Source organism: Anaerococcus porci, assembly GCF_009696575.1.
Classification (GTDB): domain Bacteria; phylum Bacillota; class Clostridia; order Tissierellales; family Peptoniphilaceae; genus Anaerococcus; species Anaerococcus porci.
Genome location: NZ_VULQ01000003.1, coordinates 20305 through 39014, shown reverse-complemented (window position 1 = coordinate 39014; position 18710 = coordinate 20305). Strand labels below are relative to the sequence as shown.

The following is an 18710-nucleotide window of genomic DNA, read 5'->3' as shown; positions in this document are numbered from 1 at the left end:
ATGTAAACATAAGTTTCATATAAGTATTTGAAGGGAAGAGTAGGGATTTTACTTTTTTACAGAGAGGAAAGCAGAAGCTGAAAGCTTTCTATTAAAGACTATTCTGAAGACCACCCCCGATATTTTCCTTAATAGGAAGCGCAAGGTCTGCGATAAAACATTAATGAGTTTAAATTAAGGTGGAACCACGACACATCGTCCTTTGGGATGATGTGTCTTTTTTATTATTTAAAAGTAATTATTAAAGAATAAGGAGAGAGAATATGGTGGATGTAAAATTGCCAGATGGAAATGTAAAAGAATATGAAGATGGAGTAAGAGTAGGAGATGTTACAAAAGATATCTCTGAAGGACTTTTTAGATCAGCTCTTGGTGCTGTTGTAAATGGTGAAGTTAAAGGCTATGCTGAGCCAATTAATGAAGATTGTGATTTTAGAGTAGTTAAATTTGATGATGAAGAAGGAAAAGAGATATTTTGGCATACATCAAGCCACTTAATGGCAGCAGCTATAAAAGAAATCTGGCCTGATGCTAAATTTGCTATAGGACCTGCTATAAATGATGGATTCTACTATGATGTAGATTTAGAGCATAGGTTTGTTCCAGAAGATTTAGAAAAAATCGAAGCAAAAATGAAAGAAATTGCAAAAAAAGACCTCAAAATTGAAAGAAAAGAAATTTCAAGGGAAGATGCCCTATCATATTTCAAGAAAGAAGGTCAAGACTATAAGGTTGAATTGATAGAAGATCTTCCAAAAGATGAGTTGATTACAATATATGATATGGGAGATGGTGTATTTGTTGACCTTTGTAGAGGACCACACCTTCTTTCAACAAAAGCTATAAAGGCTATCAAACTTAAATCAATAGCTGGTGCTTATTGGAGAGGAGATTCTGATAGGAAGATGCTTCAAAGAATTTATGGTATAAGTTTTGAGAAGAAGAAACAATTAGATGAATATATACAATTACAAGAAGAAGCCAAAAGACGTGATCATAGGAAAATAGGTAAGGAAATGAACCTATTCTCTTTCCATGAGGAAGCTCCAGGATTCCCATTTTTCAAAGAAAATGGAATGATTCTAAGACATGAGCTTTTAAATTGGTGGACAAAAGTACTTGAGAAAAATGGTTATGGAGAAATAAAAACACCATTAATTATGAATGAAGAACTATGGCATAGGTCAGGTCACTGGGATCACTACAAAGAAAACATGTATTTTACAAAAATAGATGGTGAGAATTATGCAATAAAACCTATGAACTGTCCAGGTTCAGTATTAGTATATGGAGAAGAACCACATTCATATAGAGATCTTCCTATAAGACTTGCAGAATATGGCCAAGTTCACAGACATGAACTTTCAGGTGCTTTACATGGACTTTTCAGAGTAAGAACATTTACTCAAGACGATGCTCATGTATACTGCCTACCAAGTCAAGTAAAGGATGAGGTATTTAAGATGATTGACCTTGCCGATTTACTTTATTCTACATTTGGTTTCAAATATAAAATCGAGCTTTCAACAAGACCAGATGACTTTATGGGTAAGATTGAAGAGTGGAACTTTGCAGAAAAGGCCCTAGAAGATGCTTTAATAGAACGTGGAATTGAATATCAAATAAATCCAAAAGATGGAGCATTTTATGGTCCAAAGATTGATTTCCACTTAGAAGATGCGGCTAAAAGAACATGGCAATGTGGAACAATTCAACTTGATTTCCAATTGCCACAAAACTTTGACCTAACATATGTAGATGAAAATGGTGAAAAACAAAGACCAGTTATGCTTCACAGAGCTCTTTTAGGTTCTATTGAAAGATTTATAGGATCTATTACAGAACAATTTGCAGGAAGATTCCCTCTTTGGATTAATCCTAAACAAGTTGTTATAATTCCAGTATCTGATAAATATTCTGATTTTGCTGATGACTTATGTAAAAAAATCGAAAAAGAAGGTTTTAGAGTAGAAGTTGACCACAGAAGTGAGGGTGTAGGCTATAAGATTAGACAAGCTCAACTTATGAGAACAAACTACATGCTAGTTGTAGGTGAAAAAGAAGAAGAATCTGGCAAACTTACAGTAAGAAATAGGGACGGAGAAGAAACAAAAGACGTTTCATTCGAAGAATTTATTGAAAAATTAAATGAAGAAAAAGATTCCAAGTCAATGAAGTCTTTATTCTAGGAGATATGATGAAAGAAGTAAGAGCTTTAGTTTTAGGTACGGACGATAATTCATACTCTGTAGCTAGGAGCTACTTTGAAGCCTTTAATAAAAAGGCAGTTACGGTAGGGTCAGGGATTTTAAATGTTTATAGAAATACTAAAATCTCAACCCTTACTTATAAAAAAGGATTTTCAAGTCATGATGATCAATTTGTGACTATGCTTAATGAAGAAGCAAAAAAGTATCCTGATACAATATTTATAATCTTTGCACCTAATGAGATATATCTTAATATACTATGTAAGAATTTAGATAGGTTAGACTTTGATTGTAAGGCTGCCTATCCTTTCGGAAGAATTTATAAAGAATTATTTTATAAGTCAAAGTTTTATGAATATCTTGATAAGATAGGGGTTAGGTATCCGAAAACTGAAATTATCAGAAAAGATAATATAGAAAGCTTAAGTCTTGAAGGACATATCTTTATGAAGCCTGATGATTTCCCAGCCCTTTATGCTCTTGATTTCGAAAAAAAACAAAAGGGTTATGATATATCATCAAAAGAAGAAGCTATTAAAGTTTTGAAAGAAATCTATAAGGCAGGTTACGAGGGAGAGATGATTGTACAAGAATATGTAAATGGAGGAGATGGATCAGAGTATTCCTTAAATGGATATAGGTCTACTAAGGGTGAAACTTCCATGGTTCTTGCAAGAAATCTAATCTCTGACAAAAGGGTTTTGACGGTAGGAAATCACCTGGTTCAAGTTGATGCAGACAATGAGAAGATGAGAGAGATTGCAAAATATATAGTTGATAAGCTAGCTTATGTAGGTTTATTTAACTTGGATTTTAAGATGGATTCAAATACTGGAGAAATCTTTGTTTTAGAGATGAACCAAAGACAAGGTAGGACATTCTATTACTCTACTCTTGCTGGAGTAAATTTAATTGAACTTGCTATAAATGATTTAGGATATGGAAAAAGTGAATTGGTAGAGCCATCTAAGAAATTTAGGCTAATAAAATTAAGTGAAAAATGCTTAGAAGAGCATATGGACAAGAGTCTATTAGATGAATTTAATGATAAAGAAAGAGTAATAAACACAGCCAATCCAAATATAATGGAATATGATAACTCTTTTGAAAGAAAAATAATTTTAAAAAGACATATAAGAAAATCTGAAAAAGAAATTTTTGGATAAGAATAATAACGGCCTCGGCCGTTATTTGTTTTTATAGGGATTTTAAAATATATAAATTGCTCTTATTTATTAATTGAGCTAATATATGATATCATATATATAATAAGAGTTAAATAGGAAAGGCAATTATGGTAATAAAAGAAATTTCAAGAAATAAATATGATGATTTTTTAAAGAAAGTAGAAACTTATTCTTTTTTGCAAACTAGTGAAATGAAAGCTTCTTTAGAAAGTAATAATAGGGAAACTAAACTTCTAGCTCTCGTAGAGGATGAAGAAATTTTTGCTGTTGGTCTTAGCTTTATTAGAAATTTTCTCGGCGGGAAAAGAATTGACTTTATGGTAGGTGCAAGTTCTTATAATGAAAAATATGAATATCTCTTCTATGATAAAATGAAAGATTATGCCAAAGAAAATGGATATTTAAAACTTGTAATAAAGCTTGACAAAGATTTCAGAAAGTATGACCAAGAGGGAAAGCCATTAACAGATGAAGACTATTCTACCTTCTATAAGATGCAAGAGCTTGGATATATAAGAAATGATGGGACAGTTCCTGAATATGATGGATCACCTGATTATCAATTCGTAAAAGATTTGTCTGATTTTCTACCAGATGACTATGATAATCTTTTGAATTCATTTAATAAAAATGCCCAAAGAAAAATAAAAAAAGCTAAGGAGCTTGATATAAGAGTTAGGGAAATTAAAAAAAATGAAATGGAAGATTTTAAAAGTTTAACCCTTGAAACTGCTAAAAGACAAGGCTTTGGGGATAAGTCTATAGACTATTATAATACTTTCTATGATGAGTTTTCCGATAAAAAAGAGTTTCTAGTAGCAGAAATTAACTTAAATAATTCTATAAAAAGACTTGAAGAAATACTATCTGGTATAAAAGAGAATAATAAGAATAAGCAAAGAAGAGATTCTTTAAAAAATGAAATAGAAAGCTTAAAAGATTTAAAAGAAGATGCAAGTCGTGATATAATTCCTCTTGCTAATATGATCCTAGTTTATCAAAACAATCAAGCTATATATTTCTTAGGGGGATCTTTAACAAAATATCAAAAACTTCCAGGACCATTTATCCTACAATTTGAAGCGATGAAAAGAATTATGAAAAGAGGAATTAAAACCTATAATTTCTTTGGGATAGATGGGGTTTATGATGGTTCAGATGGAGTTTTAAGGTTTAAACAAAACTTTAATGGATATATAGTAAGGAAAACAGGGGCTTTTATCTATTATCCATTTCCAAAAAAATATAAGAGTCTTTTATTTTTAAAAAAAAGTAAAAATAAATTAAGTAACATCTAAAATAAAATGTAAAAAACTTTGAAAATGACTTGCAATATTCATTAAATTTAATAAAGTAAGTATATAGGTATTTAAATAGCGGCACTTGCCGTTATTTTTATTTTTTGAAAGGAGATTAGATGGCAGAAGTAAAATCACAAAAGTTAGGGAATATGCCTATGGGCAAGCTCTTGTTTGAGATGAGTATTCCCATTATTATATCAATGCTTGTTCAAGCTATATATAACATAGTAGACTCAATATTTGTAGCAAGGCTTTCAGAAAAGGCTCTTACAGCAGTTACAATTTCATTTCCCGTACAAAATGTAATTATAGCCTTTGGAGTAGGTATATCAGTAGGTGTGTCAGCCCTTTTATCTAGGTATTTGGGCATGAATAAGAAAGATGAGGCATCAAGTGTTGCAGTCCATGGACTTATGCTAGCAGGTATTTTATCATTTGTATTTGTTATTATTGCCTTATTTTTTGTAGAACCTTTTATAAGAATGCAAACAAAAGATCCTGAAATCATATCCTATGGGATAGATTATTTATATATAGTTTGCTTATTTTCTATGGGTGTATTTTTCCAAATTCTTTTTGAAAAACTCCTCCAATCGACAGGTCTTACTTTTTATACAATGATAACTCAAGGAATTGGAGCAATTATAAATATAATACTTGATCCGATTTTTATATTTGGTCTTTTTGGTTTTCCAAAATTGGGAGTTAAGGGTGCAGCAATCGCTACAGTCTTAGGTCAAATCATAGGAGCTTTAGTTGGACTAGGACTAAATATAAGAAAGAATAAGGAAATAAGATTTAGGTTTAGGGGATTTTCTGTATCTCATCTTATTTTAAAGGAGATTTTTGCTATAGGACTTCCAGCAGCTTTAATGAATGCTATAACTTCTTTTGCAGTATTTTTCATAAATACAATTCTTGCAGGTTTTGGTCAATCAGCTATAGCAGCATATGGGGTAATGTTTAAGTTGCAAAGTTTCGAATTCATGCCGGTTTTAGGTATATCAAATGCCATGGTACCTATAGTTTCTTATAACTTTGGGGCAGGCAATGAGAAAAGAATAAAAGAAGCTATAAAATTATCTATATCTGCAGCAACTATTATGATAGTTTTTGGCATGATAATTTTTATGGTATTTCCAGTACCTATACTTAAGTTGTTTTCAGCAACACCAAAGATGATGGATATAGGAGTACCTATGATTAGGATAATTTCAATATCCTACCTACCAGTAGGATTCTCCATAGTATGTGCTTCAATTTTTCAATCCTTATCATCATCTGGAGTAGCTTTATTTGAACCTTTCTTAAGGCAATTTATAATCCTTCTTCCTCTTATGTACTTTATAAGAGAAAGGACAGGAAATATAAATATGATTTGGATATCCTTTATAATAGCAGAATTTTTTGCGGCATTTTATTGTGTATATTTTTTAAGACGTGACTATAAGCAAAAAATCGAAAAAAATCTATAAATTAAAAAATGGGACTGTAGCAGAATGACTAATCTTTCCAAAATTATTACAAGCTCCTCCACGACAATTTTACATCCATGAGATGTTAAGCTATCCTCAATTGTCTGTGAGTAATTTGTAATGATGCAAGGATAGAAATTCATAATTTTGCAACAGCCTCTTTTCTTTGTCAAAAAGCACTTATAAGCTCTAATAGTGACCATTTATCAAAAAAACGTTTGACAAAGAAAAATAATTCCTTTATGATATAAGAAGTGGTAATTACCATACTTTCAATTATTAGGAAAACGATATAAAGGAGACGATATGAAAGAAAAATATCTTGTCAAGAACAAACTACCTAAAAAAATTCTAGCTTGTGTTATTTCCTTATCAGTTTTAACTATAGCTTCTAGTGAGTCTTTTGCACAAGAAGATGTAGTAAATGACTCAAACATAGAAAATAAAGAAGTTATAAAAGAGCTTAAAAAAGACGAGTCCATAGCAGAAGACAATTCTAATAAAGCCGAAGAAAATACAAAAGAAGAAGTAAATAAAAATACAAAAGAAGATATAAAAAAAGATTTAGAAGAAAATACTGAGAATGATTTAAATACTACTGAGAAAAACGATACCAGTAAAGAAGTTATAGAATGGGAAAAAACATCTCAAAAAGGAGAGGTTAAGGAAACCAAACTAGATGGTAGCCACTATAATGAACTTAAATCAACAAAAGAAAATGACAACGGAGCAAATACTGCCACCTTTAAAAAGGAAGGACTTATGTCAGATCCTTCTGGGAATACCAATGTAAATATTGACTTTATTGACAAATCAAAGGAAAAGGAATCGAGATTTGGAGTATTCCTCTACCACAAAGATTATAAGAATAATATATTTGTAGGATATGACAGAGCCGGATGGTTTTGGGAATATAAATTTGATGGAAATGGGGACTATTATAAGGGAGCAAGAGTTCAAACTCCAAAAATAGGCGAGAAAAATTCCTTATCTATATCTATCAAAAAGGATGGGCAACTCAATGCGACAAACAATGGCAAGGCAGTATTTGATACGACAGTTATTCCTAAAAATGTATTCGATGCCTTGATTGAAAATAGGACTCTTCTTTTAAAATTAGGTTCTTTTAATGGAGAACTTACTAATGTCCTAGTCAAGACAGACAATCAAGAAAATGTAAAAGAAGAAGAAAAAATATTTGAAAAGGGAGCTAAGATAGATGATTCTAAGGCCATTTATGATAGCATAGAAGCAGATGATATAAAGGCTAGCATAGATACACTTTTTCCAAGAGTTAAAGAATATTCTTATAAAGGAAAGACCTTTAAGGCAAATCCTAACTTTGCAGATACCCTCACTATAAATGGTGTAGAAGTAAAACCAAATGTTAAGTATGAAAAAATTAGCAGAAATGAAGCAAAATATACCCTAAGTATTAAAAATGAGGAGTTTTTCATAGATACTATCTTAGATGTAAGGATGAAAGTTCTTAAAAATCAATTACACTTTAATATAGTAGATATTGTAAATAATAACAATATTAAGGCAGGAGAAACAATTGATAATCCTCAAAAACTAATCTCAACTATTGATTTTAAGGATAATTTTCTAGCATCTGTATCAAGTAAGGATGAAGGCGCCGCTTTTGATGGGGCTAGAATGAGTGTAAATACACATAAAAGGGGAGATGTCCATATAGATGTTGATAATCCTATGAATGATATAGAAGAGAAAGGTTACATGTATGGATTTGTAACCAATAAGAATCTTTCAGTAGCTGTGTGGTCAAATTCTCAATTTAACTATGGTGGTGGATCAGATGATTATACTAGGCTTACCATAGAAAAGAAAACTTATGGGGATGAAAATTTCTTAGGAATAAACTCATCTTCCTACATCTACCAACTTGCCTATAAAAATAAAGATGGTAGCTACAAAGTATTTGATGAAAGAACTTGGATAAAACCATCAGCAAAGATTGCTTTTGCAGATGACTTAAATGATGATGGTAAAATCGACTGGCAAGATGGAGCCATAGCCTATAGGGATATAATGAATAACCCAATGGGTCATGAATACGTAAAAGACTTAGTAGGTCAAAGAATAGCCATGAACTTTGGTTCTCAAGCCCAAAATCCATTCTTAACAAGTATTGATGGGATTAAGAAAGTTTACCTAAATACGGATGGACTTGGACAAATGGTTCTTTTAAAAGGATATGGATCAGAAGGTCATGACTCAGGTCATCTAAACTATGCTGATATAGGTAAGAGAATGGGTGGAGCAGAAGATTTTAATAAGCTTTTAGAATTAGGAAAAAAGTATGGAGCAAGAATTGGAATCCATGTAAATGCATCAGAAACCTATCCAGAAAGTAAATATTTCACACCAGATAGGCTAAGAAAAGATAGAAATGGAAATTTTGCCTATGGTTGGAATTGGCTTGACCAAGGCATAAATATAGATGCAGCTTATGATTTAGCTTATGGACGTTTTAATAGATTTGAAGATTTAAAGAAAATCGTTGGAGATAGGCTTGATTTTATATATGTAGATGTATGGGGTAATGGTCAATCAGGAAATAACAATGCATGGGCAAGTCATCAGCTTTCAAAAGAGCTTAATGATTTAGGCTGGAGAGCGGCTTTCGAATGGGGCTTTGCTGGAGAGTATGACTCTACTTTCCAACATTGGGCAGCAGATCTAACATACGGTGGTTATTCGCTTAAGGGAATCAACTCAAATATAGTTAGATTTTTAAGAAATCATCAAAAAGATTCATGGGTTGGAAATTACCCAGCCTATGGTGGAGCCGCAGTTAATCCACTTTTAGGTGGTTATGACATGATAGACTTTGAAGGCTGGCAAGGAAGAAATGATTGGGCAGGTTTTATAAGAAATATCTTTAAAACAAATCTTCCAACTAAATTCGTTCAACACTACAGGGTTTATGAATGGAAAAATGGAAAAGCAGTTGATATGAGTGATAATGGTGAATCTTACAAGTGGACACCAGAGATGGAAATAAAGCTTAGAAATGAAAAAGAAAATGGATTTGATGAGCTTATTATAAATAGAAAATCAAATGACCTAAATGATGAAGGATACATGCAAAGAACGATGAAGTTAAATGGCAAAGTAGTTTTTGATGAAGGAAAATATCTTCTTCCATGGGAGTTTGAAGGAATAGAAAAATTATACCACTTTAATCCAGAAGGCGGAAAGACTAGTTGGGATGTTCTTGATGGATGGAGTGGCAAAGTTTATTTATATGAGCTTACAGATTTAGGAAAGAAAAATGAAAAAGTAATAGAGATAAAAAATGGAAAAATAGAGTTAGATGCTAAGGCAAACACTGCCTATGTAATCTATAAAGAAAATGCAAAAAAAGAAGACATTAAATGGTCAGAAGCTATGGGAATAGAAGATGTTGGATTTAACTCCAAGTCTTTAGACCACTGGGATATAAAGGGAGATAAAGAAAAAGTCCAAGTTGTCTTATCTCAAGGTGCAAACCCTATGCTTAAGATAGCTGATAACGAAGATGAAGTATCTCTTACACAAAATATTAAAGGACTTAAGGCCAATACTCAATATGCAATCTATGTTGGAGTAGACAATAGGTCAGATGCAAAAGCCTTTATTGATATAAAATCAAATTCTAAAACTTACTCAAACTATACAGAAAAATCAATTGCTCTAAACTATGTAAAGGCCAATGCTCATAATACATGGGATAAGTCTGCAACAGTGGATAATAAATCTTACTTCCAAAATATGTATGTATACTTTACAACTGGAGATAATCCAGAAGATGTTACTCTTACTCTAAGAAGGGAAACTGGAAGAGGGGCAAGCTACTTTGATGATTTGAGAGTGTTTGAAAACAAGTCACAAATGTATGGAAATAATCATGATCTCAAAGAAGGAGACTTCTTCCAAGATTTTGAACAAGTTGGACAAGGTATCTTCCCATTTGTAATAGGAGGAGTTGAAGGGGTAGAAGACAATAGAACCCATCTTGCAGAAAAGAATGCTCCATACACCCAAAAAGGATGGAATGGAAAAGTTATAAATGATGTAATAGATGGAAATTGGTCACTTAAGACCAATGGTTTAACAGGAAGAAATAGATTGGTTTATCAAACAATTCCACAAAACTTTAGATTTGAAGAAGGATATATCTATCAAGTTGCCTTTGACTATGAGGCAGGAAGTGATGGAACTTATGCTTTTGTAATAGGAGATGGAGAATATACTAATCCACAAAACTTAAGAGTATATTCCCTAGGAAAAAGCTGGGAAGATGGTAAGGAAGAAAGCGGTAAGAGGGCTAAATTCTTGGTAGAAGGTGGTAAACAAAGGTGGATTGGAATACTTTCAACTACTGAACCTGCTGATACAAAAGCAAGTGGTGGAAATGAAGCAAACTTCCGATCTTACAAGGACTTTATGTTAGATAATCTTTTAATAAGAAAGGTAGAACTATCATCAAGTTTATTAAAAGAAAATTTCTTTGGAAACTTTTATACAGAAAAAGACCTTTCAATCTATGATGAAAAATCAGTAAAGACCTACCAAGACGCCCTAGCTAAGCTTGTAATAGCAAGTGAAGATATAAATCCAGAAGACTTACAAAAACTCATAGACGATGTCTACACGAAACAAAATGAACTTAAACTTACAAAAAAATATATAAACATTGAAGATATAGAAAACTTGTATGCAGTCGCACAAGGTGGAGAAGAACTTGAAAATGCTTTTGATGGAGATTCTAGCACGATTTGGCATTCACCTTGGCAAAATATTTCAATTGGAGAAAGTGCAACTGTTGAACTAATTAAGCCAATTCTAATCAAAAACTTCACCTATCTTCCAAGACAATCTGGAGCAAATGGTAGAATAAAAGCAGGAAAATTAGAAATAATTGATGATAAAAATAATTCACGAATATTAGAATTTAAAGACTACGCAAATGATGCAAGTGCTAAGACTTTAGAATTTGAAAAAGCAATTATTGCTAAGAAAATAATAATCACCCCAACAGAAACTTATGGTGATCAAGCCAACAAGTTCCTATCAGCAGCAGAATTTATCTTTGGACTTGAAAATACAAATGAAGGTCATAAGGCTATAGACTATGATAAGCTACTTCTAGTTATAAAAGATAGTAATAATAAGAGCTTTGACTTATTAAAGGAAAACTTCGATTACCTAAAAGAAAATGACCTAATAAGTCATGATTCTTTTGAAAAGATTTTAAAACAAATAGAAGAAGATAAAGAGAAAGAAAAAACAAACAAAAATAATGAAAAAAATCAAGAAAAACCTTCAGATGATAAAATAGTAGTAGACGAAAAAGCTACAGAAGATACTTTCAACTTGGATAAGGGATTTGATAAAAAATCAGATGCGATAAAACAGGCAGAAGCTATAATCAAAAATTCAAAGCTTAACAAGCTATATATTATAAGAAAGGGTAATGATGGTAAATACTATATAAGACTTTTAAAAGAAGAAAAACCAGAAAGAATTAAAATGAAAGTCAAATCTAAAAAGACAAAAACCGATTTTAAATATGTTGGAGAAAAGAAAAAATCTAATAACCCTAAAACAGGTATAAACTCACTTAAACTATCCCTAGCAAGTCTTTTTAGTGCAATGCTTGGACTATTTATAAGTAAAAAAAGAAAATAATAATAGTAATACTTTAATCCTCTTTAAAAAATAGCATCTAAAGACTCAATAAATTAAATAATTAAAGAAGTCTTAGACGCAAATTGAAAGGGGGCTGTTGCAAAATGAATTAATCGTTGTAATATCATTTCAAGTCCCTCTACGACAATTTGGCCTCCATGAGCCGGCAGGCTATTCTCAAATTGTCTAGGAGTAACTTGAAATGATGCAACGATAGAAATTCATAATTTTGCAACAGCCCCTTTTAATTTTATATGACTGTGTAAAATTTATGTATAAAAATCTCATAGTTAGGCTAAAAAGCTAATTAGGATAAAACTTATGTCAAGAAAAAATGCTAACAAAATAAGAAATAAAATGATGTACTATAGAAAAACATATTATACAGCTTCCTTATTTAATATTATTCTTTTTTAGGATTTTTATAAGATACTAAATTATTTATCACAGATTTAACTATAAATAATCCCAAGTAACAAGAAATTCCTCAAATTAAAAGTGATGATTTAATTGATAAGTTAATATTAGGCAACACTCCTATAGTCTTCTTAATCACTTTAACAAAATATCTAAAGCTGTTTTCTCCATTGGCTATTATGAATTACAGTTAATATTGCTTGCTCCTTAGTTCCATATTTAGTGTAGAAGAAATGCTCTAATAAATAATTAAAACCTAACTTCTCACTTACACGTTTTGATTGAGTATTTTTTTTAAAATATCCACAAAATACTGCATCTAGTTCTAGAGTATCAAAACAATATTCCAAGATTGCATGACCTGCTTCTGTCATATAGCCCTTACCCCAAAAATTCTTACTTAAGACATAGCCTATTTCTCTACATTTTAAATTTTTATATTTTTCTCCAACAAGTTCTTCCTTATATTTTTCTATGCCAAATGAACCTATAACTTTACCAGTCTCTTTTTTGATTATAGCAAAAGTCTTTTTTCCGTTAATAAACATATCTAAAATTTTTGATGACTCTTCTATAGATTCGTGATGAGTCCGACCAGCCATTTCCCCAACACCTGGAATTTTTGCATATTCATTAAAATCTTTAAGATCATCTTTTTTAAAAGGTCTTAGAATAAGCGAATTTGTTTCTAATCTTATACCAGTAATATTTATGTCTGGATTCATAATATCCCCCAATTTTTAAATTATATTAAAGCTTTTATGCTATTTATTTAAAAATTAATAGCACATTAAAAGTCCATAGATTATACTTATAGCTTTATACTTTTTCGAATAATTTTTTTAAAATCTAAATTAAGATTCAATAACTAGGCTCTTTTTTTACTTTTTATTATTTTAGCATTATCTTTGTGAACTCCCAAGAAAAGATAGTCAAAAATCTTTATCCTAAATTGGTAAAAAATTATGCTTATAAAAAATGAAATTATAGTAGCTGAAATATATAGGTTTAAATTAGAAAGATATAAAAGATTTTCTAAAAGAAATTTAATAAGTACAAAAAGATACAAAAGGGAATTTAAAAAGTACTTTTCAAAGCCTATCTCATATATATCAGCCTTTAAAATAAGATAGGTTAAGAGTAGAAAACCTATAGAAAATCCTATAAAAATCTTAGTCTTATCTATAATAAAAATTTCAATTATAAAGATAAGAAAAGCTATTATGTAAAGATAAGGGTTTATCTTTTTTGAAGGGTTAATTCTTGCAAAGATAAAGTATATAAAGCCAAAAAACATATATTTATTGAAAGGACTTAAACCTTTAAGATAAGATGTATTAAAGCATAGTAAATAAAGGATAAATAATATTATCCCACATATTTTTGTAAAGTAGGCTCCAAATACTTTTGTTAAAATCCTTTCTACTAGATATAATATAAATATATGCAATATTATTTTGTAATTAGATGCAATTATTTCAGATAAATTATTAAGTAAAATTCTAGGCTTAGTAGGGTCAAATCCTATTATATAAGCTCTTATAAAACTTAAAGATATAAGAGGAATGAAAAAGAATAGGACCTTTCTATCCTTAGTATTTGAAAAAATGGATGCAAAATAAGCCGTAATATATGAATAATATATCCAGGAAAAAGTTTCTTTATTTGTAAATAAGGGTAAATATATCATGATAAGGCTTAAAATAAGAGCCAATATATCTGCTATTATTAATTTTTGTTTTTTCATAGTATCACCACTTTAATTATATAATAATAGGGATTTAAAAGAAAATTATTTGTTAAAAGGATAAATCATGGCTAAGAAAAAAAGAAGTGAAATTTTCGCTGAAAAATCAAGAGAAAGAAAAACTTCTCCCTATCAAAAACATGATAGGAACAAAAGAAAAAATATAAGAAAAAAGAAAAATAAAAGAAATGGAATCATTAGGCTTTTAGTCATTGGAATACTTATTATATCTCCATTTTTCCTATATGAAAAATTCTATAATACTCCTCAAAGGTCTATTGATAAGGCCGTACTTAGTATAAAAGAACAAGATATAAAAGCTCAAGAGAAGTATTTTGATAAGGTTAGTAAAATCAACAAAGTCTTATCTGAATCATATTCTAGTGAATTGCCTGAACAAAAAGAATTCTTAAAGGCAAATTATGCAAATCTCAAAGTTTCAGTAAAAGATATAAAAAAGGTAAGTGATGGACTTGAAGTAGAAGTTGACGTCAAAAATGTTTGCTACATAGATGTATTTGACACCCTTAACCCAAAAGACAAAAATCTTCATAAAAGTTTTGTAAGAGAACTTTCAAATGAAAACCAAACTATAGAAGAGAATACAGCTAAACTTATCTTAGATAAGAAACTAAGCTACTATAAAATCTACGAATCAAGAGACTTCATTAATGCTATTTTAGGTGGTGCTTTGAAATATGCTGACAAAAATAAGTGATGGAGCTGTTGCAAAAATATGAATTTCTATTGTTATATCATTACAAGTTATTTATAGACAACTTATAATAGCCTGCCGCTTATGGAGGTCAAATAATAGTGGAGGAGTTTGTGATGATTTTTAAATGATTGATTCATTGTGCAACAGTCCTATTTTTATATATTTATTCTTATTTTGTGTTTAATTAATATAAAGATGAATTTTTCCTTTTATGCTTTTATTTACAAGAAAGTAAAAATAAGATCCATTTGTGGATTTTAATTAGGGATTAATTCCATTAAATTTAATCGGCATGAAGATATTAACCTTTATGCCGGTTTTTATATGTCGATTTTACCGATGAAGTTCCAATAAAACCAAATTGTTGTCTTTTAAGATTTGTTCCTTGAACTTTTTCTGATTGTTCTACATGAATTTCATCTACAAAAGTTCTAATTATTTCTGGATTAAGTTCTTTAATATCATGTACTTCCTTACAAATTTTAGGAATGATTTCACATTAATGTGAAAATTAGTTTGTACAAACTGGTATAATATTATAGAATAACTATACAAATTGTGCTAGTAAATTTTACACAATATTATGGACTTGACTGAAGATACTAATGACATTTTTAATTCTGTAGAAATTAAAGGGGGGATTTGCTATTTTATATCATCAAATAAACATATTGGTGAATTAGATTTTATAAAGCATACAAATGGCAATAGTATTCATAAAAAAAGAGAACTATTTATAAAAGGAATAGATGTAATACTTACAGACGAATATCAGTTTAGCATCCTAAAAAAAGTAAAAAAAGAAGAATTTCGTCCTTTAACTGAAATAACTAAAGGAAGAAATGCCTTCGGAATTATTGGGAAACAAAGTGTTGTGGAAAAAGTAGCATCAATTTATATGTTCAAAGGTGCTTGCGAACTCAGGTGTAAAGCTAATGAAATAAGGTATATCATAGAAGATAAAATAAAGAAGAATGTTGACATTTTTAACTCATATAAAGTTTTCATATCAAAATCTGCTGGAGCACCTCATACTGATAAAAAGGTGATTGGTCAACCATATATCGGCGAGAAAAAATCTGCCTGTACGGATTCATTAATACCAATTGGAAAGTTTGAAACAATCGAAGAAGCACAGAATCTTAAAAAATATTTAGAAAGTAAATTCTTGAGATTTATGGTTACTTTGGTTAAATCATCTCAAAACACTACTCAAATAGTATATAGATTTGTTCCACTTCAAGATTTTACTTCTGAGTCAGATATCGACTGGACAAAATCTATTAATGAAATTGATAAACAGCTTTTTGATAAATACAATCTTTCAAACGAAGAAAGAGAACATATAAAATCTTCTATAAAAGATATGTAATAATTCAAGGCTATGATTCGTTCATGGCCTTTTTCATTTATTTAAGAATTTATCTTTCCAAGTTCATAATCTTCTTTAAGCATTCTCTTTAAAGATCAAATTGGTATATCTAGAAAATCTTTTGCATCATTATTTTTTCTTTCAAGGTCTCCTCTTTCTTTAATTTCATATGAGTGTTCTTTAGCCATATCTAAAAGTACGTCTTTAATTTTTTGATTTTTCTTAGGTATATTCTATAAAGCTTTGTCTTTTTAATTCTTGATTTTTCATGTTTTTCTCCTTCACTTTTCTATACATATTCCTATACATTCCTCTATTAGTCAAGTAATTAGAAGATATTAATTATTATATAACTAAAGAAAAAAGCTATGAATCATAAACCCATAGCCTTTTATCATGCCACCTAAAGACTTCCTAATTTAGTTTTTATTTAATCTCTAATTCAAAGAGTCTTTGAGGTCTTATTTTTTTATTTAATATCCTGGTTTTCCTAAAAGTTTGAACATTTGGGTTTTATACTCTTCTACACCTGGTTGGTTAAATGGGTTAACTCCAAGCATATAGCCACTTACTCCAACAACTACTTCAAAGAAGTATAAAAGTTCTCCCAAACTTTCTTCAGATACATCATCTATAGTAAGAAGAATATTTGGAACATTTCCCTTGATATGGGCTAAGATTGTACCTTCCATGGCCTTTTCATTTACATAAGAAAGGTCTCTTCCTGCTAAATAATTTAGACCATCTAGGTTATCAGAATCCTCTTTAATTGTAATATCCTTATCTGGTTTTTGAACCTTAAGAACTGTTTCAAATATATTTCTTTTGCCATCTTGGATCATTTGACCTAGGGAGTGAAGATCTGTAGTGTTATTTACAGATACTGGGAAAAGTCCCTTGCCATCTTTTCCTTCGCTTTCTGCAAATAATTGTTTCCACCATTCTGAAATATACTTAAGTTTAGGTTCATAGTTTACTAAAACTTCTATATCCTTACCATTTTCGTAAAGCATATTTCTAATAGCTGCATATTTTATAGCATCATTTTCTTCGAATGAATTAATAGTATATTTTTTGCGACCATTTTTAAAACCATCAACAAATTTGTCTATATCAACTCCAGCTACACATAAAGGAAGAAGACCTACTGCCGAAATTACTGAAAATCTTCCGCCTATATCATCAGGTACAACAAAAGTTTCATAACCTTCTTTAGTAGCTAAATCCTTTAAAGCTCCTTTTTGTCTGTCGGTTGTAACAAAAATCCTATTTTTAGCTTCTTCCTTACCATATTTTTCTTCGGCCATTTCCTTTAAAAATCTAAAAGCGATAGCTGGTTCTGTCGTAGTACCAGACTTTGAAATGACATTTACAGAAAATTCTTTCTCTTTTAGAAAATCAAGTAGGTCATAGAGGTATTCGCCAGATAGTTGATGTCCTGCATATACTAATTGAGTACCATTTTCTCTTCTAAAATAGCCTGCCATAGCATAATCTATAGCTTTTGTTCCAAGGTAAGATCCTCCTATACCAATAGTTACAAGTACATCGGAATTAGTTTGGATTTTCTTGCTAGCTTTTTTTATTCTTTCATATTCTTGCATATCTAGGTCAACTGGCCTATCAATCCAACCTAAAAAGTCACTACCTTCTCCTGTTTTCTCGATTAAAGTTTTGAATGCATCGAGACTTTTGTCTTTGTAAGAGTCAAGACCTGTAAGGTCAACATTAGTAAAATCTATATTCATTACAAATCCTCCTTTTTTTATTTATACCCAAAATATGAGCAATTATAAAAAAAATAAAGGAAAAGGTTGTTGATAATGATAATAATTTTCATTATTTTAGAATGATTAAAACTTTAGAATCATTATTGACATTTTTAAAGAAAGGTATATAGTAATTAATGTAGAGATGACAAGAACATGTATTTGAGTAACGCAAGAGAAAGGAAGTACATATAATGACATCATTAAAAGGAACAAAGACAGCAAGTAACTTAATTACATCATTTGCTGGTGAATCACAAGCAACAATGAGATATACAATTGCTGCAAAAATCGCTAAAAAAGAAGGATATGTTCAAATTCAACAAATCTTTGAGGAAACAGCAAGAAACGAACAAGTTCATGCTAAACAATTTTATAAATATCTTAAAGAAGAATTTAAACTTGATGCAATCGAATTAAACCCAGATTATACAGCATTTCCAGTTGTATACCATGATACATTAACAAATCTTCAAGGTGCAATCGATGGAGAAAACGAAGAAGCTGAAGATATGTATCCATCATTTGCAAAAATTGCAAGAGAAGAAGGATTTGATGAAATAGCAAGAAGCTGGGAACATATTGCTAAAGTAGAAGCAGCTCATAGAGATAGATATCAAAAACTTCATGATAATATTGAAAATGGAACAGTATTTGAAAAAGAAGAAAAAGTAATTTGGAAATGTTGGAACTGTGGATACCTTTACGAAGGTAAAAAAGCACCTAAGATTTGTCCTGCTTGTAAACATCCACAAGATTTCTTTGAGGTTGCAAACTTTAATTATTAATTAATAAAGAATTTAAAGAATAAAAATTA

General features: G+C 30.3%; 12 protein-coding genes. 8 read left to right on the top strand and 4 right to left on the bottom strand.

Annotated features, from left to right (window positions below; translation table 11 throughout):
- Positions 1 to 263 precede the first annotated feature (263 nt).
- From thrS to FYJ26_RS03350, 5 genes are all read left to right on the top strand, one after another.
- Positions 264 to 2189 carry a threonine--tRNA ligase gene (thrS, locus tag FYJ26_RS03370; RefSeq protein WP_154539603.1) on the top strand — a complete coding sequence of 642 codons (1926 nt, stop codon included), beginning with the start codon at positions 264 to 266 and terminating at the stop codon, positions 2187 to 2189.
- A gap of 8 nt (positions 2190 to 2197) precedes the next feature.
- Positions 2198 to 3376, top strand: a complete 1179-nt coding sequence (locus tag FYJ26_RS03365; RefSeq protein ID WP_154539601.1) for a carboxylate--amine ligase — start codon at positions 2198 to 2200, stop codon at positions 3374 to 3376.
- A gap of 128 nt (positions 3377 to 3504) precedes the next feature.
- Positions 3505 to 4695 carry a peptidoglycan bridge formation glycyltransferase FemA/FemB family protein gene (locus FYJ26_RS03360; protein ID WP_154539599.1) on the top strand — a complete coding sequence of 397 codons (1191 nt, stop codon included), beginning with the start codon at positions 3505 to 3507 and terminating at the stop codon, positions 4693 to 4695.
- Between the two features lie 119 nt (positions 4696 to 4814).
- On the top strand, positions 4815 to 6173 hold the full coding sequence (locus FYJ26_RS03355; protein ID WP_154539597.1) for an MATE family efflux transporter: 1359 nt from the start codon (positions 4815 to 4817) through the stop codon (positions 6171 to 6173).
- 306 nt (positions 6174 to 6479) lie between these two features.
- On the top strand, positions 6480 to 11870 hold the full coding sequence (locus FYJ26_RS03350; RefSeq protein WP_154539595.1) for an endo-alpha-N-acetylgalactosaminidase family protein: 5391 nt from the start codon (positions 6480 to 6482) through the stop codon (positions 11868 to 11870).
- Positions 11871 to 12439: 569 nt separating this feature from the next.
- On the opposite strand, the gene FYJ26_RS03345 is transcribed toward FYJ26_RS03350, so the two are convergent.
- Together FYJ26_RS03345 and FYJ26_RS03340 are read right to left on the bottom strand one after the other, a co-directional pair.
- Complete coding sequence (locus tag FYJ26_RS03345; RefSeq protein WP_154539593.1) at positions 12440 to 13012, bottom strand: GNAT family N-acetyltransferase; 573 nt, start codon at positions 13010 to 13012, stop codon at positions 12440 to 12442.
- A 143-nt stretch (positions 13013 to 13155) separates the two neighbouring features.
- Complete coding sequence (locus FYJ26_RS03340; RefSeq protein WP_154539591.1) at positions 13156 to 14034, bottom strand: hypothetical protein; 879 nt, start codon at positions 14032 to 14034, stop codon at positions 13156 to 13158.
- Positions 14035 to 14101: 67 nt separating this feature from the next.
- Here FYJ26_RS03340 and FYJ26_RS03335 point away from each other — a divergent pair, with 67 nt between their 5' ends.
- Positions 14102 to 14752, top strand: coding sequence for a hypothetical protein (locus FYJ26_RS03335; protein ID WP_154539589.1), 651 nt, complete (start codon positions 14102 to 14104; stop codon positions 14750 to 14752).
- Between the two features lie 301 nt (positions 14753 to 15053).
- Here the strand turns inward: FYJ26_RS03335 and FYJ26_RS03330 are convergent, their stop codons facing one another.
- Positions 15054 to 15188, bottom strand: a complete 135-nt coding sequence (locus FYJ26_RS03330) for a hypothetical protein (protein WP_326831238.1) — start codon at positions 15186 to 15188, stop codon at positions 15054 to 15056.
- Between the two features lie 147 nt (positions 15189 to 15335).
- Between FYJ26_RS03330 and FYJ26_RS03325 the strand changes: the two genes are divergently transcribed.
- Positions 15336 to 16124 (top strand): hypothetical protein, encoded by a 789-nt coding sequence (locus tag FYJ26_RS03325; protein WP_195837843.1) that lies wholly within the window; start codon positions 15336 to 15338, stop codon positions 16122 to 16124.
- Positions 16125 to 16597: 473 nt separating this feature from the next.
- On the opposite strand, the gene FYJ26_RS03320 is transcribed toward FYJ26_RS03325, so the two are convergent.
- Positions 16598 to 17872 (bottom strand): glucose-6-phosphate isomerase, encoded by a 1275-nt coding sequence (locus FYJ26_RS03320; RefSeq protein ID WP_154539587.1) that lies wholly within the window; start codon positions 17870 to 17872, stop codon positions 16598 to 16600.
- A gap of 215 nt (positions 17873 to 18087) precedes the next feature.
- Here FYJ26_RS03320 and rbr point away from each other — a divergent pair, with 215 nt between their 5' ends.
- Entirely contained in the window at positions 18088 to 18681 is a 594-nt protein-coding gene (gene rbr, locus FYJ26_RS03315; RefSeq protein WP_154539585.1) for a rubrerythrin, read from the top strand.
- Positions 18682 to 18710: the final 29 nt, after the last annotated feature.

Bases quoted from the DNA above. Each gene is read 5' to 3' on its own strand.
- thrS (WP_154539603.1), top strand. From the start codon at position 264: ATGGTGGATGTAAAATTGCCAGATGGAAATGTAAAAGAATATGAAGAT.
- FYJ26_RS03365 (WP_154539601.1), top strand. From the start codon at position 2,198: ATGAAAGAAGTAAGAGCTTTAGTTTTAGGTACGGACGATAATTCATAC.
- FYJ26_RS03360 (WP_154539599.1), top strand. From the start codon at position 3,505: ATGGTAATAAAAGAAATTTCAAGAAATAAATATGATGATTTTTTAAAG.
- FYJ26_RS03355 (WP_154539597.1), top strand. From the start codon at position 4,815: ATGGCAGAAGTAAAATCACAAAAGTTAGGGAATATGCCTATGGGCAAG.
- FYJ26_RS03350 (WP_154539595.1), top strand. From the start codon at position 6,480: ATGAAAGAAAAATATCTTGTCAAGAACAAACTACCTAAAAAAATTCTA.
- FYJ26_RS03345 (WP_154539593.1), bottom strand. From the start codon at position 13,012: ATGAATCCAGACATAAATATTACTGGTATAAGATTAGAAACAAATTCG.
- FYJ26_RS03340 (WP_154539591.1), bottom strand. From the start codon at position 14,034: ATGAAAAAACAAAAATTAATAATAGCAGATATATTGGCTCTTATTTTA.
- FYJ26_RS03335 (WP_154539589.1), top strand. From the start codon at position 14,102: ATGGCTAAGAAAAAAAGAAGTGAAATTTTCGCTGAAAAATCAAGAGAA.
- FYJ26_RS03325 (WP_195837843.1), top strand. From the start codon at position 15,336: ATGGACTTGACTGAAGATACTAATGACATTTTTAATTCTGTAGAAATT.
- FYJ26_RS03320 (WP_154539587.1), bottom strand. From the start codon at position 17,872: ATGAATATAGATTTTACTAATGTTGACCTTACAGGTCTTGACTCTTAC.
- rbr (WP_154539585.1), top strand. From the start codon at position 18,088: ATGACATCATTAAAAGGAACAAAGACAGCAAGTAACTTAATTACATCA.